24 protein-coding genes, 1 tRNA gene and 2 riboswitches are annotated in these 24,130 nt (G+C 65.5%); of the genes, 8 read left to right on the top strand and 17 right to left on the bottom strand.

Going from position 1 to position 24,130, the window contains the following annotated elements; genetic code table 11:
- Positions 1-12: 12 nt before the first annotated feature.
- The 6 genes from cobW to pcaC form a co-directional block, all read right to left on the bottom strand.
- Entirely contained in the window at positions 13-1,068 is a 1,056-nt protein-coding gene (gene cobW, locus GA0071312_RS18050; protein WP_074446425.1) for a cobalamin biosynthesis protein CobW, read from the bottom strand.
- Positions 1,069-1,156: 88 nt separating this feature from the next.
- Complete coding sequence (locus GA0071312_RS18045; protein WP_074446424.1) at positions 1,157-1,561, bottom strand: DUF1636 family protein; 405 nt, start codon at positions 1,559-1,561, stop codon at positions 1,157-1,159.
- Between the two features lie 109 nt (positions 1,562-1,670).
- Positions 1,671-1,884, bottom strand: a riboswitch (cobalamin riboswitch).
- Positions 1,885-1,945: 61 nt separating this feature from the next.
- Positions 1,946-2,473, bottom strand: coding sequence for a copper chaperone PCu(A)C (locus tag GA0071312_RS18040; protein ID WP_165604073.1), 528 nt, complete (start codon positions 2,471-2,473; stop codon positions 1,946-1,948).
- A gap of 35 nt (positions 2,474-2,508) precedes the next feature.
- A riboswitch (cobalamin riboswitch) is annotated at positions 2,509-2,693 on the bottom strand.
- Positions 2,694-2,781: 88 nt separating this feature from the next.
- Positions 2,782-3,390, bottom strand: coding sequence for a protocatechuate 3,4-dioxygenase subunit alpha (gene pcaG / locus GA0071312_RS18035; RefSeq protein WP_074446422.1), 609 nt, complete (start codon positions 3,388-3,390; stop codon positions 2,782-2,784).
- On the bottom strand, positions 3,390-4,106 hold the full coding sequence (pcaH, locus tag GA0071312_RS18030) for a protocatechuate 3,4-dioxygenase subunit beta (RefSeq protein ID WP_074446421.1): 717 nt from the start codon (positions 4,104-4,106) through the stop codon (positions 3,390-3,392). Before pcaH ends, pcaG begins: the two co-directional genes overlap by 1 nt.
- The gene (gene pcaC / locus GA0071312_RS18025) at positions 4,103-4,492 is read right to left on the bottom strand and encodes a 4-carboxymuconolactone decarboxylase (RefSeq protein WP_074446420.1); all 390 of its coding nucleotides are present in this window, start codon (positions 4,490-4,492) and stop codon (positions 4,103-4,105) included. Before pcaC ends, pcaH begins: the two co-directional genes overlap by 4 nt.
- A gap of 206 nt (positions 4,493-4,698) precedes the next feature.
- On the opposite strand from pcaC, the gene GA0071312_RS18020 reads away from it, so the two are divergent.
- Together GA0071312_RS18020 and acpS are read left to right on the top strand one after the other, a co-directional pair.
- On the top strand, positions 4,699-5,457 hold the full coding sequence (locus GA0071312_RS18020) for a pyridoxine 5'-phosphate synthase (RefSeq protein ID WP_074446419.1): 759 nt from the start codon (positions 4,699-4,701) through the stop codon (positions 5,455-5,457).
- Positions 5,454-5,855, top strand: coding sequence for a holo-ACP synthase (acpS, locus tag GA0071312_RS18015; RefSeq protein ID WP_074446418.1), 402 nt, complete (start codon positions 5,454-5,456; stop codon positions 5,853-5,855). The genes GA0071312_RS18020 and acpS overlap by 4 nt, the downstream gene beginning before the upstream one ends.
- A 15-nt stretch (positions 5,856-5,870) precedes the next feature.
- On the opposite strand, the gene GA0071312_RS18010 is transcribed toward acpS, so the two are convergent.
- The 7 genes from GA0071312_RS18010 to GA0071312_RS17980 all read right to left on the bottom strand — a co-directional run bounded on the left by GA0071312_RS18010 (position 5,871) and on the right by GA0071312_RS17980 (position 13,418).
- Positions 5,871-6,377, bottom strand: coding sequence for a GNAT family N-acetyltransferase (locus GA0071312_RS18010; RefSeq protein ID WP_074446417.1), 507 nt, complete (start codon positions 6,375-6,377; stop codon positions 5,871-5,873).
- A 63-nt stretch (positions 6,378-6,440) separates the two neighbouring features.
- Positions 6,441-7,835, bottom strand: coding sequence for an NAD(P)(+) transhydrogenase (Re/Si-specific) subunit beta (locus GA0071312_RS18005; RefSeq protein ID WP_074446416.1), 1,395 nt, complete (start codon positions 7,833-7,835; stop codon positions 6,441-6,443).
- A gap of 4 nt (positions 7,836-7,839) precedes the next feature.
- Positions 7,840-8,283: an NAD(P) transhydrogenase subunit alpha part 2 gene (locus GA0071312_RS18000; protein ID WP_074446415.1), complete on the bottom strand. Its 444-nt coding sequence runs from the start codon at positions 8,281-8,283 to the stop codon at positions 7,840-7,842.
- 32 nt (positions 8,284-8,315) lie between these two features.
- A complete protein-coding gene (locus tag GA0071312_RS17995; protein WP_074446414.1) occupies positions 8,316-9,452 on the bottom strand; it encodes a Re/Si-specific NAD(P)(+) transhydrogenase subunit alpha in 1,137 nt (378 codons plus the stop codon).
- A gap of 281 nt (positions 9,453-9,733) precedes the next feature.
- Positions 9,734-10,027: an aa3-type cytochrome c oxidase subunit IV gene (locus GA0071312_RS17990; RefSeq protein ID WP_074446590.1), complete on the bottom strand. Its 294-nt coding sequence runs from the start codon at positions 10,025-10,027 to the stop codon at positions 9,734-9,736.
- A 131-nt stretch (positions 10,028-10,158) separates the two neighbouring features.
- Entirely contained in the window at positions 10,159-11,532 is a 1,374-nt protein-coding gene (locus GA0071312_RS17985; protein WP_074446413.1) for an ABC1 kinase family protein, read from the bottom strand.
- 74 nt (positions 11,533-11,606) lie between these two features.
- Entirely contained in the window at positions 11,607-13,418 is a 1,812-nt protein-coding gene (locus GA0071312_RS17980; protein WP_074446412.1) for a LysM peptidoglycan-binding domain-containing protein, read from the bottom strand.
- A 142-nt stretch (positions 13,419-13,560) separates the two neighbouring features.
- Here GA0071312_RS17980 and GA0071312_RS17975 point away from each other — a divergent pair, with 142 nt between their 5' ends.
- Positions 13,561-14,166 carry an LOG family protein gene (locus tag GA0071312_RS17975; protein ID WP_074446589.1) on the top strand — a complete coding sequence of 202 codons (606 nt, stop codon included), beginning with the start codon at positions 13,561-13,563 and terminating at the stop codon, positions 14,164-14,166.
- A 130-nt stretch (positions 14,167-14,296) separates the two neighbouring features.
- Positions 14,297-14,381 (top strand) — tRNA-Leu (locus GA0071312_RS17970).
- 21 nt (positions 14,382-14,402) lie between these two features.
- Here the strand turns inward: GA0071312_RS17970 and GA0071312_RS17965 are convergent.
- From GA0071312_RS17965 to GA0071312_RS17950, 4 genes are all read right to left on the bottom strand, one after another.
- The gene (locus GA0071312_RS17965) at positions 14,403-15,095 is read right to left on the bottom strand and encodes an orotate phosphoribosyltransferase (RefSeq protein WP_074446411.1); all 693 of its coding nucleotides are present in this window, start codon (positions 15,093-15,095) and stop codon (positions 14,403-14,405) included.
- Positions 15,096-15,202: 107 nt separating this feature from the next.
- Positions 15,203-18,076 (bottom strand): EAL domain-containing protein, encoded by a 2,874-nt coding sequence (locus GA0071312_RS17960; protein WP_074446588.1) that lies wholly within the window; start codon positions 18,074-18,076, stop codon positions 15,203-15,205.
- A 178-nt stretch (positions 18,077-18,254) separates the two neighbouring features.
- Positions 18,255-18,875, bottom strand: a complete 621-nt coding sequence (locus GA0071312_RS17955; protein WP_131817865.1) for a hypothetical protein — start codon at positions 18,873-18,875, stop codon at positions 18,255-18,257.
- A gap of 78 nt (positions 18,876-18,953) precedes the next feature.
- Positions 18,954-19,496 carry an invasion associated locus B family protein gene (locus tag GA0071312_RS17950; protein ID WP_083204734.1) on the bottom strand — a complete coding sequence of 181 codons (543 nt, stop codon included), beginning with the start codon at positions 19,494-19,496 and terminating at the stop codon, positions 18,954-18,956.
- A gap of 547 nt (positions 19,497-20,043) precedes the next feature.
- Between GA0071312_RS17950 and coxB the strand changes: the two genes are divergently transcribed.
- From coxB to GA0071312_RS17930, 4 genes are all read left to right on the top strand, one after another.
- Entirely contained in the window at positions 20,044-20,919 is an 876-nt protein-coding gene (coxB, locus tag GA0071312_RS17945; RefSeq protein WP_074446409.1) for a cytochrome c oxidase subunit II, read from the top strand.
- Positions 20,920-21,077: 158 nt separating this feature from the next.
- Complete coding sequence (gene ctaD / locus GA0071312_RS17940) at positions 21,078-22,694, top strand: cytochrome c oxidase subunit I (protein WP_074446408.1); 1,617 nt, start codon at positions 21,078-21,080, stop codon at positions 22,692-22,694.
- A 187-nt stretch (positions 22,695-22,881) separates the two neighbouring features.
- Entirely contained in the window at positions 22,882-23,865 is a 984-nt protein-coding gene (locus GA0071312_RS17935; RefSeq protein WP_083204733.1) for a heme o synthase, read from the top strand.
- Between the two features lie 2 nt (positions 23,866-23,867).
- Complete coding sequence (locus GA0071312_RS17930; RefSeq protein ID WP_074446407.1) at positions 23,868-24,107, top strand: hypothetical protein; 240 nt, start codon at positions 23,868-23,870, stop codon at positions 24,105-24,107.
- Positions 24,108-24,130 lie beyond the last annotated feature (23 nt).

Here is a 24,130-nt window from a genome sequence, read left to right as displayed (position 1 = left end):
CTGAAAACCCGCTCAGCCGTTGAGCACGGATTCGATGGCCGTGCGGTTGATGTGATCATGCTCGGCGATCACGACGAGCCGCGAGGCACGTTCTTCCTGCGGCGCCCAGGGGCGGTCGAACTGGGTGCGCACCCGCGCGCCGACACCCTGGACGAGGAGCCGCATCGGCTTGCCGGGCACCGCGACATAGCCCTTCACCCGCAGGATGTTCTGCTCGCGCGCGAGACGCTCGACGCGTGCCACGATCTCATCGGGCGAGAGCCCCTCCGGCAGGGAGACGATGATGCTCTCGAAATCCTCGTGATCATGCTCGTGATCATGATCGTCGTGATGCGAGGGCCGCGCCGCGAGATCGTCCTCCGCCGCCTTGCCGAGCCCGATCAGCACGCGCGGATCGAGCCTGGCCTCGCTGGCTTCGAGGATCGGCACCGGACGCGGCGCTTTCTTCTCGACGATGGCCCGGGCGCGCGCCATGGCATCTGCATCGACGAGATCGGCCTTGTTGAGAATGACGAGATCGGCGCAGGAAATCTGGTCTTCGAAAAGCTCGGAGAGCGGGGTCTCGTGATCGACACCCTCATCGGCGAGACGCTGGGCCTCCACCGCTTCGGGATTGGCCGCGAAACGCCCCGCAGCCACCGCCTCGGCATCGGCGACCGCAATGACCCCGTCGACGGTGATGCGCGAACGCAGATCCGGCCAGTCGAAGGCCTTGAGCAGGGGTTTTGGCAAAGCAAGGCCCGACGTCTCGATGACGATGTGATCGGGCTTTTGCGGCAGCTTCATCAGTGCTTCGATGGTGGGTACGAAATCATCGGCGACGGTGCAGCACAGGCAGCCATTGGCGAGTTCGAGGATCGAATCCGCCGGACAGTTCTCGTCGGCGCAGGATTTCAGGATGTCTCCGTCGACGCCGACATCGCCGAACTCATTGACGATCACGGCAAGCCGCAGGCCCTGCGGGTTTTGCATCAGATTGCGGATCAGCGTCGTCTTCCCCGAGCCGAGAAAGCCGGTGATGATGGTGACGGGCGTCTTGCTGACCGAAGGGGCGAAAGCGTTGCTCATGCAGATTGGTCCTCGCTGGCGCGGGCCGGGTTGGCGGCGGGCGCGGCGGAATGGGAAGATGAAAGCGGGAAGGGCGGGATCCGGGCGATCACCCCTTGCGGAAGATCTGCGGGCGCTCGCGCCAGGGCACGATACCGTCATCGGTGCCGGCATAGAGCGTGGCGCCGGCAATGATGTCGTCGATGCTCCCGACCGGATCGAGATCGCCATAGACATAGCTCCAGCGCATCGGGCTGGTCAGCCCCACGGTGCAGGCGCGCTTGCAGTTTGAGAGGCATTCGACGCCCCTGACCACGAAGGGGGCGTCATCCGGCAGGGCGGCGGCGAGATTGTCATGGAGGCGCGTCCCGGCGCGCGGCCCCTCCGTCTCGATGATCTGACCCTCGGCGTCGCGCTGCCGGCAGGTGAGGCAGACATGGAGGATCGGGCGCGTGTCTGGCTGATATGTCGTTTCAGGGGCGGCATCGGTGCCGCGCGTATCGTCCTGGCTCATGGTGTCGTGTCCAAACCTCGAAGGCCGGGTGAGCCCGGCATTCGCGTCCGGCAACGGACCTGCGCCCCGTCAGCCGATCATTTCCCCCGGTGCACCCCGCCCGGATCGATCATCAATGCAGGCGACGGCAGGTCTCCTGGCTCACGGGTCGTCGCCGCCAGCTCCTTCCCGGCCATGGGCCAGTGGTTCACGCTGGAAGCTCGCCGCTCACAGTTGCGGGGGCAGCTCCGGCACGGATATGGCGGGACGAGGCCCGCACATCCTTCCGGCATTCCCTTGAAAGCCGCGCCCGAAAGCGCGGCACCGTCGGCTTGTTCAATGGTCTAACGGAGCGCGGGGCGATGTCAACCGAGGGCTGCCCGCTCCGCGCCGCTTCGAAATGGCTCAGCTCTTCGTGTCGCCGTTGTGATCATGATCGTCGTCATGATCGTGGTCATCGGCTCCCACGGGCGCCTCGACGCCGACCTCGGCGGTGATCGCGCCGGCATTCGCGAATTCGAACACGATGTCGAAATGATCGCCTTCGCGCAGCACGCGCTGGACGTTGGGCAGGACCAGCGTGATGCCGCCCTGCTGGAAGCTGATGGTCTGGCCGGGGGCGATCTCGAGCGTCGGCGCCTCGACGACACGCAGGGCACCGTTCTCGAAGGCCGGGGCCTGAAGCCTGCCGTGACCTGTAAAGCGCGTGGTCGCGGCGATGAGTTCATCGCCCTCGAGGCCGGTATTGTCGATGGTCAGATAGACCTCGATCGCATCCGAGGTGGCGCTGGTGGCATGGGTCCACAGATGGCTGACGATGATCTCGCCGGACTGGTAGACATCCCCGCCGTCATGCGCCTTGACCGGGGTGACGATGCTGGTCGGCATGGCGAGCAGGAAAGCGGCGACGAGCGCCGTGAGGAACTTGTTCATCATTATTCTCCCACGAGGACTCCCGCCCTCGTCGATCAGGGTTGCTTCACGTCGGCAGGTCTCCTGGCTCTCGGGTCATCACCGCGATGTCCACCTTCCCGGTGCGCGGGGCACCAGTGGCTTTCGGACGGGCTCACCGATTACAGTTGCGGGAGCAGCACCGGTCTCGCACCGGTTTCCCTGTTGGGCCCGAAAGGGCGCCGACCACGGCAAGGGGCCACATGGAAAGGGGCGAGTCAATCGGGCGTCCCGCATGACGAGGCCGATCGCGCCTCTACCGGAATGGCGCGTGACGGACCAAATCCCTGTCAGATATCGAAGAACACGGTCTCGCGCGGGCCTTGCAAAAAAATCTCGAAACGGTATGCGCCCGGCGCCACTTCCTGCGCGATCAGCGTCGTGATGCGCGCGCGATGCTCGATTCGGGCGAGCACCGGATCGCCGGAGAGATCATCTTGTGGAAAATACATGCGCGTATGCAGGCCCAGATTGATGCCGCGCGCAACGATCCACAGGCTGACATGCGGCGCCATCAGCGTGCCACCCGGTCCCGAAACCGCGCCGGGGCGGATCGTCTCGAAGCGGAATTCGCCGGTCTGCGGATCGGCGGCGCAGCGCCCGAACCCGGTGAAGAACGGGTCCCCATTGCCGCGCGGATCGCCGCGCCCGGGATGGATGCCTTGCGCATCCGCCTGCCATATCTCGATGAGCGCGTCGCGCAGGGGCGCCTCCATCCCGTCATGCACGCAACCGGTGACGCTGATGCGCTCGCCGCGCGTCTCGTCGCTGATCATGATGGCGCCGAGATCCGCATGCGGCCAGTCGAGCCCGGCTGCCCGCGGGGTACAGCCGATATGGAGATACGGCCCCGCCGTCTGCGAGGGGGTCTGCTTCAGGTAATCGGGTCGATCATGCATCAGGAGCCCTCCGGACGGTTCTCGAAGAAGGTGGCGCGGCGCCCGCGCAGGACGATGTCGAAACGCCAGGCGATGGCGTCCATCGGCTGGGTGGCGCGCATGTCGAGCCGGGCCGTGAGCGAATTGATCGCCTGAGGGTCGGGGATGGTGTTGACGATCGGGCACAGGCCGATCAGCGGATCACCCGCAAAATACATCTGCGTGATCAGGCGCTGCGCGAAGGCGTGGCCGAAGACGGAGAAATGGATATGGGCGGGGCGCCAGTCATTGGCCCGGTTCGGCCAGGGATAGGGGCCGGGCTGGATGCTGCGGAAGGCATAGGCGCCCTGCTCGTCGCTGATGGTGCGCCCGCAGCCGCCGAAATCGGGATCGAGAGGCGCGAGGTAGCCGTCCCGCTTGTGGCGATAGCGCCCGCCGGCATTGGCCTGCCAGATTTCGATCAGCGCATCAGGCACCCCGCGCCCGTCCTCATCGAGGATACGGCCATGCACGATGATGCGCGGGCCGATCGCGCTGTAGCCGGAGCGGGCATGGTTCATGGTCAGATCCGCGTCATGCGGGCCGATGATCTCGTGACCGAAGACCGGGCCGGTGAGTTCCGACAGGGTCGCGGGGAGGGCGACGAGCGGCTTTTGCGGACTGCGCAACAGGCTCGACTTGTAAGCCGGCGTCAGGGCCGGCGGATGGCGGGAGGTATCGCGTTCGGTATAGCTCATGAATCCGCCTCCTGCGCATCCATCGCCGCGAAGATCTCTTTCGCGATCTTCAGTGCGTGGTTGGCGCGCGGCACCCCGGCATAAACCGCCACATGCATCAGCGCCTCGCGCACATCCTCGCGGCTCGCCCCGGTATTGCGCGTGGCACGCAGATGCAGGGCGAGCTCCTCGTCATTGCCCAGGCCAGCGAGCAGGGCGATCGTCACGAGCGAGCGCTCACGCGGCGTGAATTCCGGGCGCGTCCAGAGCATGCCCCAGGCGGAGCGGGTGATGAAATCCTGAAACGGTGCGTCGAAACCGGTCTTGCGCGCCTCGGCGCGATCCACATGCGCGTCGCCGAGCACCTTGCGCCGCACGCGCATGCCCTCATCGTGCAAATCACTCATTACGGCTCTCCCATGCGGCCCGCGATCTCCTGCGGTGATGCGACACCGGCTCGCGGGACATTGTTATTCGTCGCCTTGCGCGACAGATTAGGCGTGTCGGCTGCGCCTGTCATCGTTTCGATGCGTCATCGGACGCGGCGGCGGGTGCTTTCGCGGCGTGGCGCTTTGCGCTATGCGACGGTGGAGATCGAGGAGGGTGAGCGGTCATGGCGAGCGGCAGGTTGCGTCTGGGTGTGAATATCGATCACGTCGCCACGGTGCGTAACGCCCGTGGTGGCCCCCATCCCGATCCGGTGCGCGCGGCGCATCTGGCCATCGAGGCCGGGGCCGACGGCATCACGGCGCATCTGCGCGAGGATCGCCGGCACATCCGCGATACCGACATGGAGCGGCTGCGTGCAGAGATCGCCAGACCGCTCAATTTCGAAATGGCCGTGACCGACGAGATGGTCACGATCGCCACGCGCCTGCGCCCGCACGCCGCCTGTCTCGTGCCGGAAAAGCGTGAGGAACGCACGACCGAGGGCGGGCTCGATCTCGATGCGCGCCCTGACGCCTTGCGCGATGCGATCAAGGCGCTCGCGGATGCGGGTTGCCGCGTCTCGCTCTTCGTCGAACCGGAGGAGCGCGTCATGGATGCCGCCCGCGCGCTCGGCGCGCCGGTGGTCGAATTGCATACGGGACGTTATGCGGAACTCTGGCTCGCCGGCGACGACGCCGGTATCGCAAGCGAACGCGAACGGCTGCGCCGCGCGGCAGCGCATGGGGCTGCGATCGGGCTCGAAATGCATGCGGGCCATGGGCTCACCACGGAGAATGTCGGCCCGGTGGCGGCGATCGGGGAATTCGTCGAGCTCAATATCGGCCATTACCTGATCGGCGAGGCGATCTTCGGCGGGCTGCCCGAGGCGATCGGCGCCATGCGTGCGGCGATGGATGAAGCACGATCGGGGCAATCCGCATGATCGTCGGGATCGGCTCGGATCTGTGCGATATCCGGCGCGTCGAAGCCTCGATCGCGCGCCATGGCACCCGCTTCACGCATCGCGTCTTCACCGAGGGCGAGCGGGCGCGCTGCGAGGCGCGTGTCAATCCCGGCCCCTGCTATGCGCGCCGTTTCGCCGCGAAGGAAGCGGCGGTGAAGGCGCTCGGCACCGGCATTGCCGAGGGGGTGTTCTGGCGCGATATCGCGGTGGTCAACGATGCGGCGGGCCGCCCCACGCTGGAACTGACAGGCGGTGCGGCAGAGCGGCTCGCGGCGCTGATCCCGGAAGGCCATGAGGCGCATGTCCATGTCAGCCTCACGGACGAGCCGCCGATGGCGCAGGCCTTCGTGATCATCGAGGCGCTTGCGAAGAGGTGACGTGCCGGGCGCTCGTCATGGGCGCGGATGCTCCATGTAGAGGGCTTGCGGATCATAGCTTGCGAGTACCGCCGGCTGCGCGATTGGGCGGGTCGCGAATCCATGCCTTTGCCAAAAGCCGGTGGCGGGGCCGGTACTGATCAGTGCGATCACCGGGTAACGGGCGAAGGCTTCGCGCTTCAAGGTCGCGAGGATTGCCGCAGCATCGCCCTTGCCGCGCCGCTGGGGGGCGATGGCAAGGTCGTGGATATACAGGCAATCGGGATCATCGGGCAGTGCGCCAATCAGGCTATCGAGGGCGGGCGGGGCGCCACGGCGCCAGGGATGGGCCAGGAGGTAGCCATGAAGCTCGGCGCCGGCGGCTAGAACGCGGCACCATTGCGGGGCGAGGGCGCGGCGCTCGCGTGCGATCTCCGGGCGCTCCGGATAGGCCGGGTGGATCTGCTTCGAGAGAGTGAATACGGCTGGAAGATCGGCATGCGCCATCGGGCGCCATGCGTAGCGATTGCGCGCATCGGCCATGCTGGTCTCCCGCACCGAATCGATGCGCCGGGCCTCGCGGGCCCGGCGATATCACGGTTGCGATCAGAACGACTTGACGATCTCGTCGACCATCTTCTTGGCGTCGCCGAACAGCATCATGGTATTGTCGCGGAAGAACAGCTCGTTCTCGACGCCGGCATAGCCCGAACCCATGCCGCGCTTGATGAAAAGCACGGTCTTGGCCTTGTCCACATCGAGGATCGGCATGCCGAAGATCGGCGATTGCGGATCGGTCTTGGCGGCGGGGTTGGTCACGTCGTTGGCGCCGATCACGAAGGCGACATCGGCCTGGGCGAACTCGCCGTTGATATCCTCGAGCTCGAAGACTTCGTCGTAAGGCACGTTCGCCTCGGCCAGCAGCACGTTCATGTGACCGGGCATGCGGCCCGCCACCGGGTGGATGGCGTATTTGACCTCGACACCTTCCGCCTTCAGCAGATCCGCCATCTCCCGCAGGGTGTGCTGCGCCTGCGCCACCGCCATGCCGTAACCCGGCACGATGATGACCTTGGCGGAGTTCTTCATGATGAAGGCCGCATCATCCGCCGATCCCTTCTTGACGGGCCGCGTTTCGACGCCGCCCGCTGCCGCTGCCTCGCTCTCGCCGCCGAAGCCACCGAGAATCACCGAGATGAAGGAGCGGTTCATGCCCTTGCACATGATATACGAGAGGATCGCGCCCGACGAGCCGACCAGCGCGCCGGTGATGATCAGCGCCAGGTTGCCCAGCGTAAAGCCGATACCCGCCGCAGCCCAGCCGGAATAGGAGTTGAGCATCGAGACGACGACCGGCATGTCGGCACCGCCGATCGGGATGATCAGCAGCACACCCAGCGCCAGCGCGACGAGGACGATCAGCCAGAAGGCGACGGCGCTCTCGGTGGCGATGAAGATCGCGAGCAACAGCACCATGGCGATGCCGAGGCCGAGATTGATCGCATGGCGCGCCGGCAGCATGATCGGCTTGCCGGACATGCGACCATCGAGCTTGAGGAATGCGATGACCGAACCGGTGAAAGTAAGCGCACCGATGGCGCAGCCGAGCCCCATCTCGAACAGGGTGACACCGGAAATGCTCCCGGGTGCCCCGAGATCGAAGGCCTGCGGTGCATAGAGCGCGGCCGCCGCGACGAGCACCGCGGCCATGCCGACCAGCGAATGGAAGGCGGCGACGAGTTGCGGCATCGCCGTCATCGGCACGCGCCGGGCGATCACCGCACCGATGCCGCCACCGATGGCGATCCCGATGATGACCAGCAGCCAGCCACCGAGAGAGGGATTGGCATAGACCAGCGTCGTGGCCACAGCCAGCCCCATGCCGACCATGCCGTAGACATTGCCCTGGCGAGAGGTGGTCGGATGCGACAGGCCGCGCAGCGCCAGAATGAAAAGGACGCCCGAGACGAGGTAAAGCAGGTTTGCGATATTGGCGCTCATCCCGTCAGCCCTTCTTCTTGTACATGGCGAGCATGCGCTGGGTGACGAGGAAGCCGCCGAAGATGTTCACGGAGGCCATGACGAGGGCGAGGAAGCCGAAGACCTGTGCGCCCCAGCCGGCCCCGCTATCGGTCATCGCGGCAGCGGCGGGCATGCCCACGGCGAGCAGTGCGCCGACCACGATCACCGAGGAAATCGCGTTGGTCACCGACATCAGCGGCGTGTGCAAAGCGGGCGTCACCGCCCAGACCACGTAATAGCCGACGAAAATGGCGAGCACGAAGATCGCGATGCGAAACACCGTCGGATCGACGCCGCCACCCGTGGCCACCGTCGCGGCAGCCGCCAGCGAATCGGCATAGCCTTGCGCCGCATCCGCCGCCTCGCGAGCGACTTCCGCCGCCGCCTGTGCGCGTTCGAGCGCCTGTTCGGGAGTGAGGTCCGTCATCGTTTCCCCCCTCTGTCCTTATGCTGCCGCGCTCACGCGTCCGGCTTGAAATTGGGATGGACGATCGCGCCGTCACGGGTGAGGAGCGTCGCCTTGACGAGCTCGTCCTCCCAGTTCACGGCAATCGCCTTGGCCTCCTTGTCGATCAGCGTCTCGACGAAGGCATAGAGGTTCTTGGCGTAGAGCGACGAAGCGCTCGCGGCGAGGCGACCGGGCATGTTGAGATGGCCGACGATCTTGACGCCCTGGTGCTCGATCACGTCACCCGGCTCGGACAATTCGCAATTGCCGCCGCGCTCGACCGCGAGATCGACGATCACCGAACCGGGTTTCATGGATTCGACCATGGCGCGATCAATCAGGACCGGCGCAGGCCGACCCGGGATCAGCGCGGTGGTGATCACGAGATCCTGCTTGGCGATGTGGGCGGCGACGAGCTCGGCCTGCTTGGCCTTGTATTCCGCCGACATTTCCTTGGCATAACCGCCTGCCGTCTCGGCTTGTCTGAACTCCTCGTCCTCGACGGCGATGAACTTGGCGCCGAGACTCTCGACCTGTTCCTTCACCGCAGGGCGCACATCGGTCGCGGAGACGACGGCGCCAAGGCGGCGTGCCGTGGCGATCGCCTGCAGACCGGCGACGCCGGCCCCCATGACGAAGGCGCGCGCAGCGGGAATGGTGCCGGCTGCGGTCATCATCATCGGCATGGCGCGGCCATATTCCGCCGCGGCGTCGATCACGGCGCGATAGCCGGCGAGATTGGCCTGGCTGGAAAGCACGTCCATGACCTGCGCGCGGGTGATGCGCGGCATCAGCTCCATGGCGAAACCGGCAATGTTGCGCCCGGCCATCTCGGCCAGCGCATCCTGCGCGCCATACGGGTCCATGATGGCGACGACGATGGCGCCTTCCTTGATGACCTCGATCACGGCGCTTTCCGGGCGGCGCACGACAAGCACGATATCCGCACCATCAGCCGCCGTGCCGGGGCTCGCCGCAATCGTCGCGCCGACCGCCTCGTAATCGGCATCCGTGACGCCGGAAGTCAGGCCCGCTCCGGCCTGAACGACGACATCCGCGCCGAGCGCCTTGAACTTCTTCACCGTGTCCGGTGTCGCGGCAACCCGGCTCTCGTTCGCCTCGGTTTCCGTGAGTACGGCGATACGCATGCAATACCCCCCTCGCATTGAGCCGGGACCGGCAGGCAGCGTCACGTCCGATGCCGGTGAGGCGTGCACGTCCTGCTGTCGGTGCCGCTACCGGATCTGCGTTACGCGCCCCATCCCCTCTGCCGCCGCTGGCGGAGACCGCCCCGCGACATTCGCAACAGGCACCGTTTCCCGATGCTCTTCATCATCTTCCCACACCCGATTCGCCCGCTCGTCCTGCTCCGCCCCATATGGCGCACCCCTGCCAGGATGCAAGACGATGCGAATGGAGCGGCCGGCGTTCAGATCACCAGAAAATGAAGAATCATGAGCCCGAACACGGCTGCCGGCGCCTTCCAGGCAACCGTGCGCGATACGGCGCCGATGGCCCCGGCCACACTCGAGAGCACGACATAGACGATCGCGGCGACCCAGGCGCCCTTGATCCCGCCCAGGGCGAGCGCGAGCACCCAGCACAAAACGACGAGCGTGGACAGAGTGGTGAATTCCACGAACCCGTCATAGGTTTTCTCGTGGATTTCCCCATCCATCTCGGGCCTGTATTCCTCCGTCGGACGACGGTTCGTATCCGCCATGGCAGCCATGTCCTGTTTTTCCTACTGAAACTGTCCATCGGCTTTAGCCCAACCGGGCGCGTCTCGCAATCCATTGATGCAGCGCAAGTGTGGCTTTCGACAGGATAGATCGCAAATCCCGGTTCGGTGTGTCACGCCGGCATGGGCTCCAGGCCCGCGCGCGCAAGTGCCGCGTTCTGCCGCTGCGCGAGGGCTTCGATGTCGAAACGGGCGATTTCTTCTTCGAACAGCTGATGATAATTCAGTTCCGCGCGCAGATGCAGATAGACCGCGCCCAGCCCGATTGCGGCGCGATCCATGAAGACGAATTCGCGCGGCACCGTCACGGGGCCCTTCTCCTTGAGCGCCCGGTGCACCTCGAAGGCCTGCCGGCGCCCGTATTCGCCTGGTTTCACGCCATCGGCGATGGTACGGACGCGATCCTCGAGCAGTGGACCGTAGATGAAGCGCGCCCAGATATTGAGAATGTCGATCAGCTCGTTGGTCAGCCCCTTGAAGCCCCAGGTCTCGTAGGCATGCACCGTGCGCTCGCGGTCATCATGCTGGAGCCCGCGATAGAGATCGACGACGCCACTGACGAATTTCGGCGGGAAGATGCGGATACAGCCGTAATCGAGCAGATTGATGCCCATCGGTTCGCCGGCTTCCTCGAACACCGTGTAATTTCCGAGATGCGGATCGCCATGGATCACTGCCGCATGGCTGAACGGGTGCCACCAGGCCTTGAACATGGCGATGGCGAGACGGTTGCGGATCTCGACCGGATGCTCCTTGTATTCGAGAATGCGCTTGCCCTCGAGCCAGCCCAGGCTCAGCAGGCGCTTTGTGGAAAGATCGAGATGCACTGACGGTACACGCACGGCATCGACGCCCCGGAGGGCGTCGTCATAGAGCGCGACATGCCTGGCTTCGCGGGCGTAATCGAGTTCCTCGCGCACCCGCTCGCCGATTTCCGTGGCGATCTCGCGGGTGTCGATGGCCGGGTCCATGCGCCGGTGGATGGCAAAGACCATGCCGAGCTGGCGCAGATCCGCCTCGACGGCGGATTGCATGTCGGGATATTGCAGCTTGCAGGCCAGCGGCTCGCCGTCCTTCGTGGTGGCGCGATGCACCTGGCCGAGAGAGGCTGCGGCGGCGGGCTTGAGGTCGAATTCGCCGAAGCGTTCGCGCCATCCCGCGCCGAGCTCCGTCTGCATGCGGCGCTTGACGAAGGCGGCGCCCATGGGCGGGGCTTCCGATTGCAGCTTTTGCAATTCCGCCGCGTATTCCGGCGGCACCGCTTCCGGGATGGTGGCGAGCAGCTGCGCCACCTTCATGATCGGCCCCTTGAGGCCGCCCAGCGCCTGGGCGAGAGCCGCGGCGTTTTCCGGATTGGCCTGCCCCCTGGTCCCGAACAGGCGCGATCCTGCGGCACGCGCAGCGACCGCGCCGACATTGGCACCCACGCGGGCATAGCGGCTCGCGCGTGCTGAAAAACGGTTTGCTTCGCGATCACGCGTGCTCATGCGGCGGCCTCCGGCGCGGTTCTGGAACGGTCTCCATCAGATAGCGTCAGGCGGCCACATGAGAAGGGGAGGCGTCACTGCGCGGCGGGGGCCTGCGCTTCCGGGCCATCCTGCGCCGCCTCCGCATCCGGCGGTAACACGAAGACCTGGCCCGGATAGATCAGGTCCGGATTGCGGATCTGATCCTGATTGGCTTCGAAGATCTCGGTATAACGGATGCCGCGCCCATAGACCTGCCGGCTGATGCGCCACAGACTGTCGCCGCGCTCGACCGAGGCGGTGGACAATTCCGGAACGACCACCGTCGCTTCGGGGCGCTCCGCGACGGTTGCCGGCGCCTCGGGAGGCGATTCGGCTTCGGTGGCGGTGCCAGGCAACGCGTCGGCGGATTCGGCCTGGCGTTGCGGCTCGCGCGCCGCGCTGTCCTGAGCCTCGGCGATTTCAGCCTCTGTTGCCTCGGGCGCGGTTGACGGGGATCCGGCCTGCTCGGCCTCGCCAGCCTGCACGGCTGGAGGCGTCGGCGCGCGTGCTTCTGCAGCGGGAGCCGGTTGCGGCTCCGGCTGCGCCGCCGCCACCGCTTCGGGGAAGGTGAATCCGACCTCGGCGCGTGACAGCACCGTGCCGGTCTCCGGATCGACGTCGTCGAGCCGCACCTGATAGCGCCCGGCCCGCACACCGCGCCTGATGGCGAAGGAAACGCCACCGGCGTCATCGGCCTCGGCGCGAGCGACCAGGGTATCGTTCAGATAGAGCCGGATCGCCGCCTGCGCATCAGCCTCGCCGGAGACGAAGAGCCCGCCCCCGGTCTCGGCCTCGACGGCGACGATGCGCACCCCGGGACGCGCAGCGACGGGCTGCGCCGTATTATCGGCGTCCGGATCGATTGCGGCGACCGTCGTCTCTGTTTCGTCGGTCGCCATTGCGTCGCTTTCGGGCATGGCCGTCTCTGCAGTACCGGGCTCGCGCGGCATTTGCTGTGCGACATCCGCCCCGGAGGCATCGCTTTCTTCGGGCGACCCGGCAACGTCATCGGGCTCGACCGCGTCGCGGGTCGCGCGCACTTCCGCCGGTGCTTCGGAGGACGTCGTTTCCTGCACGGCGACCTCTGCAACCTGCGCCGGTTCGGGACGCGATAGCACTTCGGTGGGACGCCCGGGCGCCGTGAGCGCCACCATCGGCATCTGCAAGCGATCGGCATCGACGATGATGGTGACGCTTTCGCGCGACATCAGCACATTGCCGTCCGCATCGGTGGCGCGCAGCGCGACATCGCTGGTGCCGACCGGAAACGGCTCGGGAATGAAGACGAAGGCGCCTGACGGGCCGGCATAGGTCTCGTCGTAAACCTCGCCGTCGCGCAGCAACGCCACCTCGCCCTGCGGCGCATCCCGCCCGGCAATGACGGCCTCGCCCGTGGGCTCGACGCGGACCGTATCGAAGGCCGGCAGGCGCGGTTGCCCGTTTTCCGGCTCCGCTTCCGGCGCCGGAGCGGCGGGATCGCCGAGGGCGGTGACATTCTCCTCGATCGGTGTTTCGATCTGCGCGGTGCCGGCATCGCTTTGCGAGACAGCGTCTTGTGGCACGCCTTCAATGCCGTCGCGAGTGGCTTGCGCATCGGTCTCACCTGTCGCCCGCGCCCGGTCAGCGGGCTCGTTGGATGGTCCCGGTTCGATCGCTTCCCGCTCCGCCTCGACCTGCGCCGTCTGGTCCGCAGGCGCCCGCACCTCGGCCTGCGACGGCGCGGCATCCTGCCTGGTCACAGATTCCCGTTGCGCGACGGGCGCGCTACGCTCATCCTCGCTCATGACATACCAGAGCCCGCCCGCTGCACCGGCAGTGGCGATGAGCCCGGCGAAGAAGACGGTACGAGACAGACCAAAGATCACGGCGCGGTCTCCAATGCGGTTGCGCCAATCCGTTGCGGCGCAAAAATACGCGTAGACGGCAAGGGTTTACACGGTTCGGCAAGGCCTGAAAACGGCTAAATGCAATGGTTGGGCCAAACTTGGGACAAAAACGGACGAAATGATGAATACCATCCGCTCCATCTGTGTTTATTGCGGCTCCGGTTCCGGCAGCGATCCGGCCTTTGCCGAGGCGGCGAAGGCGCTCGGGCGCGCCATGGCTGCGGAAAATATCGGCCTCGTCTATGGCGGCGGTGCCGTCGGGCTTATGGGGACGGTCGCCCGCGCGGTACTCGATCACGGCGGCCATGTCACGGGAATCATTCCCGATTTCCTCATGGACAAGGAGCGCACGCTTTCCGGCGTTCAGGATACCATCGTCGTCTCCGACATGCATACCCGCAAGCAGATGATGTTCGAGAAAGCCGATGCCTTCGTTGCCCTGCCCGGCGGGATCGGCACGCTGGAAGAACTGGTCGAACAGATGACCTGGGCCCAGCTCGGTCGCCACCGCAAGCCGATCCTGATGCTCTCGGTCGCCGATTTCTACAAGCCGCTGCTGGTTCTGCTCGCCCATATGCGCCAGAGCGGCTTCATCCGTGCAGGAATGGAGCTGAATTATCTCGTGGCCGAGCGCCCGGAAGACGTGATCGGCATGCTGCGCGATGCCGCCCGCCGGCGTGGTGAGGGCGATGCGCATGACGAATCGCTGATCGAGAGCCGGTTCTGAGAGAGGCAAGGACCAGCCGCGCGAGGGCGCGGGCGCGGGGGGCGAGCCCGTATCAAGCCGCTTGCCTTCCCCGCCGCCCCCGGCTAACCCTTCCTCAAGCATTGCCGGTGCAGATTCGGATCTGGCACACGCGGACGTGGCGGAACTGGTAGACGCAAGGGACTTAAAATCCCTCGACTTCGGTCATGCGGGTTCGATTCCCGCCGTCCGCACCAACGCTCCCGATGATCGCCAGATCAGTTGCTGGGCAATTCCGAGGCGCCGCCATGGGCCGCCGACCATTTTGCCGGCTCGTTGAGGAAAGTCTCGACTTCGCTGAGCGTATTGACGTCGAAATATTCCATCGTGCGCGCCACGCGCAGAACGTCCCACCAGGTGGCCAACGCATGCATGGCGACACCGTTCTCGCGCAGCATGTCCTTGGTCTGCGGGAAAATGTCATAGTGGAAGACCACGAAGGCGTGCTCGACGATCAGGCCACTCTTGCGCATGGCATCGACGAACTTGATCTTGGAGCGCCCGTCCGTGGTGAGGTCTTCCACCAGCAGCACGCGTGAGCCCTCGATGTAATGGCCCTCGATCTGGGCGTCGCGCCCGAAACCCTTCGGCTTCTTGCGCACATATTGCATCGGCATCGACAGACGGTCGGCGATCCAGGCGGCGAAGGGGATACCCGCCGTCTCGCCACCAGCGATCGCGTCGAGTGTCTCGAAACCGACCTCGCGCAGGATCACGGAAGCGGCGAAATCCATCAGCGTGTTGCGCACGCGGGGAAACGAGATCAGCTTGCGGCAATCGATATAGACCGGGCTCGCCCAGCCGGAGGTGAAGCGGAACGGCTCATCCGCGCGAAAATGCACGGCCTCCACTTCCAGCAGCATCTTGGCGGTCATGTCGGCGATCAGGGTCCGGTCGGGAAAGCTGGTCATGGGGCACCTCGTCTGGCGGCAACGCGCATTTGCCGTTCCTGTGGCAGATGGCGGAGATCAAGGCAAGTCGCAAGCAGAAGGCAAGCCGCAAGCTGTGGGTAAACGACTCAGGCCGCCTCGCTCGTGCCGACGATGATCTGGCGGGCCTGGGCGGGCGTCAGCGGCTCACCGAAGAGATAGCCCTGTGCGTAATCGCAGCCGAGCTGTGAAAGCTCGACGGCATCCGACTCGGTCTCGACCAGATCCGCGACGACTTCGAGCCCGAGATCCTGCGCCATGCGGATGACCGGCGAGAGCAGGGCCGAGCGCTCGCCCGAGGGCCGCTCGCGCATGAGGCTGCGATCAAGCCGCATCATTTCGAGCGGCAGGCGCTCGAGATAGGCGAGCGCGCAATAGCCGGCGCCGAACCCGTCCAGCGTCATGCCGGCGCCGAGATCGCGCAGACGCAGGAAGAGCTGCGCGGCATATTCCGGATTCTCCATCACCATGCGCTCCGGAAAGGCGAGACGCAGGCTGCGCGGCGCGACGCGCGCGCGGGAGAGCACGTTCTTTACGTCCGAAAGCAGTTCGTGGCGCATCAATTCCGGCGACAGGATCGGCGTGTTGACGAAGATGGGCGGATCGACATCCAGGGCCCCCTGCCAGAAATTCAACTCCTCGGCCGCCCGTTCCATGGCGAAAGCGACGAGGTCGCCCGCTGCTCCACTTTCCTGCGCGATCGCGGCGAAGACGTCATCGGCGATGCGCCCACGCTTGGGGTGATCCCAGCGCAGAACCGTCTCGAACCCGGCGATGGTGCGGTCATCGAGCCGCACGATGGGCTGGAACAGGGCGCGGATCTCGTTCTGCTCCAGCGCCCGAGCGAGATCGGCGGCGAGCGGCAGATCCTCTGTCTGCACGCTGCGCAGGGTGGGGCGATAGACATGGGTACGGTCGCCGCCCAGGCGCTTGGCCTCGGTCATGGCGAGATCGGCATTGTCGAGCATGGCATCGGGCTTCAGCGTCTGGGCGTCATAAAGCGCGACGCCGATCGAGGCGGTGAAGAAGATCTCGCGTTCGGCATAGGTGACGGGTGTGGCGAGGCTGCGCCGGACGGCATCGGCGAAGCCCATGATGCGATCGGGATCGCGCTCGCTGAGCAGGATCACGCCGAAGCGGTCGCCATTGAGGCGCGCGAGGGTGTCCTGCGGGCGCAGCAGCCGCGACAGGCGCCGCGACAATGTGAGCAGGATGGCATCGCCGGCGGAGAGTCCCGCTTCCTCGTTGACCTGCTTGAAGCGATCAATGTCGATGACGATCACCGTCGGCGAATGCCGCGCATCCTGCGAGGCCAGGATGAGGGCGGCACGCAGGCGATCATCAAAGAGGCATCTGTTGGGCAGGCCGGTGAGATTGTCGTGCACCGCATCATGCAACAGCCGCTCCTGGGCGGTGCGTGTATCGGTCACGTCGGCGATGGTGCCGACCACGCGGATCACCTCGCCGTCACTGCCGATGACCGGGCGTGCACGCAGGCGCAGCCAGTGATAGGGCCCCTGCCCCGAGCGCAGACGAAATTCCTGCGAGATGCGACCGCGTTTCTGCTCGATCACCGCATCGAGCGCGGTGCGGTAGCGATCCCGGTCGAAGGGATGGACCAGGTCGAGCCAGTTCGCCACCGATCCCTGCAACGCACCGCGCCTGAGCGAAAGCTGGTCCTCGATCTCGGGGCTGACGAAGACGCGGTCGGACAGCACGTCCCAGTCGAAGACGATATCGCCGGCGCCGGAGAGCGCCAGCGCCCGCCGCTCCGAATCACTCACCAGCCCCTGCGCGAAGGCGCCGCCGGCAAAGGCGTGCTGCATCACGGTGAAGCCGATCAGCATGACGATCAGGACCAGTCCGCCGATCAGCGCCTGCGAGACGAGATCCCCGGTGAGATAGCCCGTCACGGTAAAGCCGGCCGCCGTGACCCAGGCGATCAGCAGGAGCCAGGTCGGGATCAGCATCACCGCCCGGTCATAGCCGAGTGTGGCGAGATGCAGCACCAGCAGGAAACCGATCCCGGCAACGGCCGCGATCGAGACCCGCGCCACCCCCGCCGCGACAGGCGGATCGATCACGGCGAGACCGACAAGCGCGGCGAGGAAGGCGAGCCAGAAAAGCGTGACGTAGCCGTAGCGGACATGCCATCGGTTGAGATTGAGATAGGCGAAGAGGAAGACGAGCAAGGTCGCGGCGAGGATCGCCTCGGCGGCGGCGCGGTAGATCCGCTCGGCCGGCTCCTCCACGGGAAAGACGCGCTGGAAGAAGCCGAAATCGATTCCCGCATAGGCCAGCACCGCCCAGGCGATCGCGGCGGCAGCGGGGAAGATCACGGCGCCCTTGACCACGAAGACAACGGTCAGGAACAGGGCGAGCAGCCCGGCAATCCCGATGATGATGCCCTTGTAGAGCGTCAGCCCGGATATCTTGGCGCGATAGGCATCAGGCTCCCACAGATGCAGCTGGGGCACCTGGGCTGCGCGCAGTTCGCCAACATAGGTGACGGTCGCGCCCGGATCGAGGGTAATGCGGAAGACATCCGCCTCGGTGGAGACCTCCCGATCCGGCCGGATACCCTGGCTGGCAGTAATCGCGGCGATGCGCGAGGAGCCGAGATCGGGCCAGACCACACCGGAATCCACCAGCCGGAAATGCGGTGCGACCAGCAACCTTTCGAGCTGTTCGGAGCTTTCATTGGTGAGTGCGAAGACGATCCAGTCAGGCCGCAACCCGGCTTCGCGCGCGGTCACCGCGATGCGGCGCACGATGCCGTCGGGCCCCGGCGCGGTCGAGATCTGGATGATGTCGCCATCGGAGCGATAATGCTCGATCGCATCCGTCAGATCGATCGCCGTGGTGGCGCGATCCACCCGCACCGCATCGACCGCATGAACCGGCGCGCCGAGACCGATGATCAGGACGGCGAGGGTCAGGGCCAGGGCGAGGCTGTGGCGGATTACGGACAACGCTGGGCTACTTTCGTCTGGTGCGGCGGAACGGGCCGGGAGGAGGCGGTCAGGCCGGTTTCCGCGCCCGGGGCGATGCCAGGACCGCCACCCGGCACGCGGAAGCGTTCAGCAAAGCGGCACAACACGCCCGAATCAAGGCGCGGGCGATGCCTTCCTTCACCGCCCATCAGCGCCGACCGGAGACGAGGCCCGCTTCGATGATGTAATTCGAGCCCACCCGCGCCGGAACCGTCAGATTGTCCTCGACCAGAGTGAAGGTGCCCGAACTCGCTCCCTGCTCCACGGTCGCGGATGCCTGGACGCGGCGATCCTCGAAAGTCTCGCTGTTGTTGCGCAGAACGATGCGAAGTGGCGCATCGTAGCGTCCGGGTCCACCGCGGGGGCCGAGCAGGGCACGGCCTTCGACGCCGAGGGTGATGATGAATTCCTGGCCGTCGGAAGAGACGACGCATTCACGCGCCAGATTGGCGATGGAGATCTGTGAACGCAGGTTCTGGTTCGATTCGGCTCCGGCGAAATTGCGGATCGCGGCGCCACCGGTAATGACGTCAACCTGCGGGCAGGGGGCGAATTCCGGAATATCGGGCACGAGCTCCGGTGCCGTTGTCGAGCCGAAGCGCACGAGATTCGAGAGCGGCGTGCCTTCCTCGGACCTGATCACGCCGTCCGTGGAAGCTGCGCCCGCCTCTGCTCCGGGCGAGCCCGAGCCGCCGGGCAGGGCCGTGCAGGCGGCGAGGGTCGATATGACGAAGGCGACCGTCGTCAGGCGTCCGAACTGGGCCAGCATGTTCACTCCCGCTTCCTCATGCCGCAGATGGTGCGGCCCCCGATCGGATACCCGATCTCTGCGCATTGATAAACGCCGTCACTCCAGACTGTCGAATCCATCCGCGAATCCGTCGAGGGAGACCGGGATGCCGATACCCTCTTCCGGCGTCTGGAAGACGATGAACGTGGCCTCTTCTCCGCTGCGCAACTGGCCGATCAGGGTTTCGTCCATCACCACCTCGGCGACGCAGCCGGTGGCCAGACAGCGCACGAAGCCGGCACGCCCCACATCCTCCTCGTCGATCAGCAGGCCGAGACCCGCAGGCAGGAGCACGCCCAGAGGCGCGACCACCCGCAGCAGCATGCTCTCGTCATCCGCTGTTGGCAGCACGATCACGAGCAGCGTCAGATTGGGACGGTCCTCTGCCGCAACATTCTGGACGATGGCGCATTGCTCCTCGGTCGCGCCGGCAGGCGTCTCGCAGCGCTTCTGCCAATCGCCGAAGACATCGCGCACCGCACCCTGCGCTGCGGCCCGGTTCACCGTCAGGGTCAGCGCGAGTGTGAGCGCGAGGGCGAAGACGACGATGAGCGCATGCCGCCGGGACTTGTCGCTCGATGCTTGGAACTGAAAGGACATCACCACTCCGATGGACGCGGACATCTGTGCGATTCGGCGCAGACAGCGCCGGGCCGCAGGACGGGATCACGCGACGGCGCGAGCTTGTCAAGGCGCATCCACCAGCCGTTTCCGGCATTTCACGCTGGCCGCGCGGCAGGCAGAGGCGATCCGGCTCCAATCCGCGACCCCTGCGCATTTTGTCGCAGTTTGGGCGGGTCGCCAAGCATCTTTTCAAGCATAATTCGACGTTTGCGCGCGCTGCAGGCCGTCCGGCGACGAATTTTGCCGCTGCGGGGCCCGGGTCGGGTGAGTGCGCTCCGCCCGCAACAGGTTGCGGACGCCCCGGCACGTGCGACCACGATGACATTGCACTCATGGCGACATTGTGGTTTTGACTTGTATCAATGTGGAAGTCGTGGCTGTAAGGGCTCGCTTTTCCGGCGGGGTCTTGCTAAGCCCGCCGGAATCGTTCCGGGGTCGCGGGACGGGCGGAAGGTCGCGATGGCGCTGGGGGTGCCGTCCACCGAGCGAAGAATCGAAACGGAGCTTCGAGAGAACGATGCCAATGGAACAGACCGGATCCCGGGAAACGCGCCTGCGTCGCGCAATGCCGCGCCTCGTGACGGGCGCCGCGGCAGGCATGGCCGCGCTGGCGGCGGCGGTACCGGCCGCAGCCGAAGTCATCAACCAGCCGCAACCGTGGCAGATGGGCATGATGCCGCCGCAGAGCGACGTGGCGCAGAGCATGGTCAGCTTCCACAATGGTCTGCTGTGGATTATCACGCTCATCACTGTCTTCGTCGGTGCGCTGCTGCTGATCTGCATCTTCCGCTTCAGCGAGAAGAAAAATCCAAATCCTTCGCGCACCTCGCACAACACCATGCTCGAGGTGGCCTGGACGGTGATTCCGATCCTGATCCTCGTTGCGATCGCCGTCCCGTCCTTCCGGCTTCTGCGCGATCAGCTGATCATTCCGGAGCCGGATGTGGTGGTCAAGGCGACCGGACATTCCTGGTATTGGGAATACGAGTATCCGGAAGATCAGGGTGGCTTCTCCTTCATTTCCGCCATGCTCGAGCGCGAAGAGGCCGAGGCTTCCGGCCAGCCCTATCTGCTCGCTGTCGATAATGCGATGGTCGTGCCGGTCGGGGCCAATGTGGCCGTGCAGGTGACAGCGCAGGGTGTGCTTCATTCGTTTGCGATGCCGTCTTTCGGCATCAAGACCGATGCAGTGCCGGGGCGGCTGAACGAAACCTGGTTCCGCGCCGAGCGTGAGGGCATCTATTACGGGCAGTGCTCCGAATTGTGCGGTTCGGGCCATGCCTTCATGCCGATCGCGGTGCGGGTGGTCAGTGACGAGGCCTATGCCGAATGGCTGGACGAGGCGCGCGCCATGTTCGCCTCGGTCGATGACGAGCGCCGGGTGGCATCGTCGGATTGACACCATGCGGGCGTCGCGCGGGCGGCGCCGGGCCGGTGGCGGGCTGCGGTGTCACGTGGCGCGTCGTTCGGTCGCCGGGGCGGTCGCGGGTGATCGCCATAGTTTGAGAAACGTGGCAGCGATTCATCGCTGAAGAGGCTGCAAGAGGGCTATTCATCATGGCAAGTGTCGCCACCAATGCGCCGGGTCATGCGGACGACCATCCTACCGGATGGCGTCGCTGGATCTATTCGACGAACCACAAGGACATCGGCACGATGTACCTGATCTTCGCCTTCATGGCGGGGGTGGTGGGTGGTCTGTTATCGATCCTTATCCGGATCGAGCTGCAGAGCCCCGGGACGGATCTGTTCGTCAATCCGCAGATGTACAACGTGGTCGTGACCGGTCACGGGCTGATCATGGTGTTCTTCCTGGTCATGCCGGCCCTGATCGGCGGGTTCGGCAACTGGTTCGTGCCGCTGATGATCGGTGCGCCGGACATGGCGTTCCCGCGGATGAACAACATCTCGTTCTGGCTGACGGTTGCGGCCTTCTGCCTGCTGATCATGTCACTGTTCGTCGAGGGCGCCCCCGGGTCGCTCGGCTTCGGCGGCGGCTGGACGGTGTATCCGCCCTTGTCCACGATCGGCCATCCCGGCCCGGCTCTGGACTTCGCGATCCTGTCGCTGCACCTCGCCGGTGCCGCTTCGATCCTCGGCGCGATCAACTTCATCACCACGATCCTGAACATGCGCGCTCCGGGCATGACGCTGCACAAGATGCCGCTCTTCGCCTGGGCGATGCTCGTCACCGCCTTCCTGCTGCTGCTGGCCCTGCCGGTTCTCGCCGGCGCCATCACGATGCTGCTGACGGACCGCAATTTCGGCACGACCTTCTTCGATCCTGCCGGTGGCGGTGATCCGGTCCTGTACCAGCACCTGTTCTGGTTCTTCGGGCATCCGGAAGTCTACATCATGATTCTTCCGGCCTTCGGCATCGTCAGCCACATCATTGCGACCTTCTCGCGCAAGCCCATCTTCGGCTATCTCGGCATGGCCTATGCCATGGTCGCGATCGGTGTGGTCGGTTTCGTGGTCTGGGCGCACCACATGTACACGGTCGGCCTCTCGCTGCAGACGCAGGCCTATTTCGTCTTCGCCACGATGGTGATCGCGGTGCCGACCGGCATCAAGATCTTCTCCTGGATCGCGACGATGTGGGGGGGATCGATCCGCTTTACCGCGCCGATGTACTGGGCAGTGGGCTTCATCTTCCTGTTCACCGTCGGTGGCGTGACGGGTGTGGTCCTCGCCAATGCCGGTATCGACCGCTACATGCACGACACCTACTACGTGGTGGCGCATTTCCACTATGTGCTTTCGCTCGGTGCCGTGTTCATCATCTTCGCCGGCATGTATTACTGGTTCCCCAAGATGTCGGGCTACATGATGCCGGAATGGGTCGGGAAACTGCATTTCTGGATCGCGTTCATCGGCTCGAACATCCTGTTCTTCCCGATGCACTTCCTCGGGCTCGCCGGCATGCCGCGCCGCTACGCGGATTATCCGGATGCCTTTGCCGGCTGGAACTTCGTCGCCTCGATGGGTTCCTACATCTTCGCCGTCGGCATCTTTGTCTTCCTCTACGGCGTCTACATCGCCTTCCGCGACAAGGTCGTGGCTGGTGACAATCCGTGGGGCGAGGGTGCGACCACGCTCGAATGGACCCTGTCCTCGCCGCCGCCCTTCCACCAGTTCAACGAACTGCCGAAGATTGCGGAAGCGAAACACTGACCACGAGACCGGGCGGGAAACTCCCGCCCGGCTCTTTCTCCCGCCCGCCCGGATTCCGCGTCACGCGGGGCGGGCGGGAGAAGGAGCCGAGGCTCCGTGACGGTCTCGCCGCCGGGCGAGACATTGTCTTATGGACGGGTGCGCCCGTTCTGATTTGCACATTCGACAGGTCGGGCCGAGCAAGCGTATGACTGGCATGATGAATCCGATTCAATCCGCAGCACCGCATGCGCAAAGCCGCTATGGCGGTGAGGGCTACGAGACAGTGGTCGTCTCCAGCGGCGAGGCCCGCGACTTCATCGCCCTGCTGAAGCCCCGGGTGATGTCGCTTGTCGTCTTCACCGCGCTGACGGGCATGGTCGTGGCGCATGGCACGATCCATCCGGTGCTCGCCTTCGCGGCTCTGCTGGCGATCGCGGTCGGGGCGGGCGCTTCCGGCTGCCTGAACATGTGGTACGATGCGGATATCGACGCGGTCATGTCGCGCACCGCCAAGCGACCGATCCCCGCCGGCAAGATCACGCCTTCCGAGGCTCTGGCTTTCGGGATGACCCTCTCGGTCGGCTCGGTCCTGTTCCTCGGGCTGGTGGCGAACTGGCTGGCTGCCGGGCTCCTGGCATTCACCATCTTCTTCTACGCCGTGATCTATTCGATGTGGCTGAAGCGCTGGACACCGCAGAACATCGTCATCGGCGGTGCGGCGGGGGCCTTTCCCCCGATGATCGGACAGGCGGCCGTGACCGGGGCGGTGACGCTCGATACGGTCATTCTCTTCGCCATCATCTTCATCTGGACGCCGCCGCATTTCTGGGCGCTGGCCCTGGTGAAATCGGGGGATTACGCCCGCGCCGGTGTGCCGATGCTTCCCAATGTGCGTGGCCCGGATGAAACCCGTCGGCAGATCCTGTTCTACACGCTCCTGCTCGCACCTGTGGGTGTTCTGCCCGCGCTGAGCGGTTTCGGCGGGATGCTGTATCTGGGCGTCTCCGTGGCGACCGGTGCCTGGATGCTGCTGCTGGCGGCGCGCGTCTATCGTCGGCGTGACGGCGATGCGGCGGCAAAAGCATGCTGGTCGCTGTTCGGATTCTCGATCGTCTATCTGTTCGGCCTGTTCGCGGTACTGATCGCCGAGCACGGCTTCGGGCTGATGATGCCGGTGATGGGAGGCTGAATATGGTAGAAGCTGAACACAAGCCGGATGAGGCTCGCGAGATTCACGCTGCACCGGATAAACAGGTCAAAGGCGAGCCCAGGGCACCCGATCGTGACGCGCAGGGGCTGACGGATGTCGACCGTCGGCGCCGGCGCTCGCGCTCCATCGCGCTCGCCGTGACCCTGGGGCTTCTGGTCGCCTTGTTCTATGTCGTCACCATCGCCAAACTCGGTCCTGGCGTTCTCGATCGGCCGATGTGATCGGCCGCCGCAGGCACGCTCGG

Source organism: Saliniramus fredricksonii (genome assembly GCF_900094735.1).
Lineage (GTDB): Bacteria > Pseudomonadota > Alphaproteobacteria > Rhizobiales > Beijerinckiaceae > Saliniramus > Saliniramus fredricksonii.
This window is presented reverse-complemented; position numbering and strand designations above follow the sequence as displayed.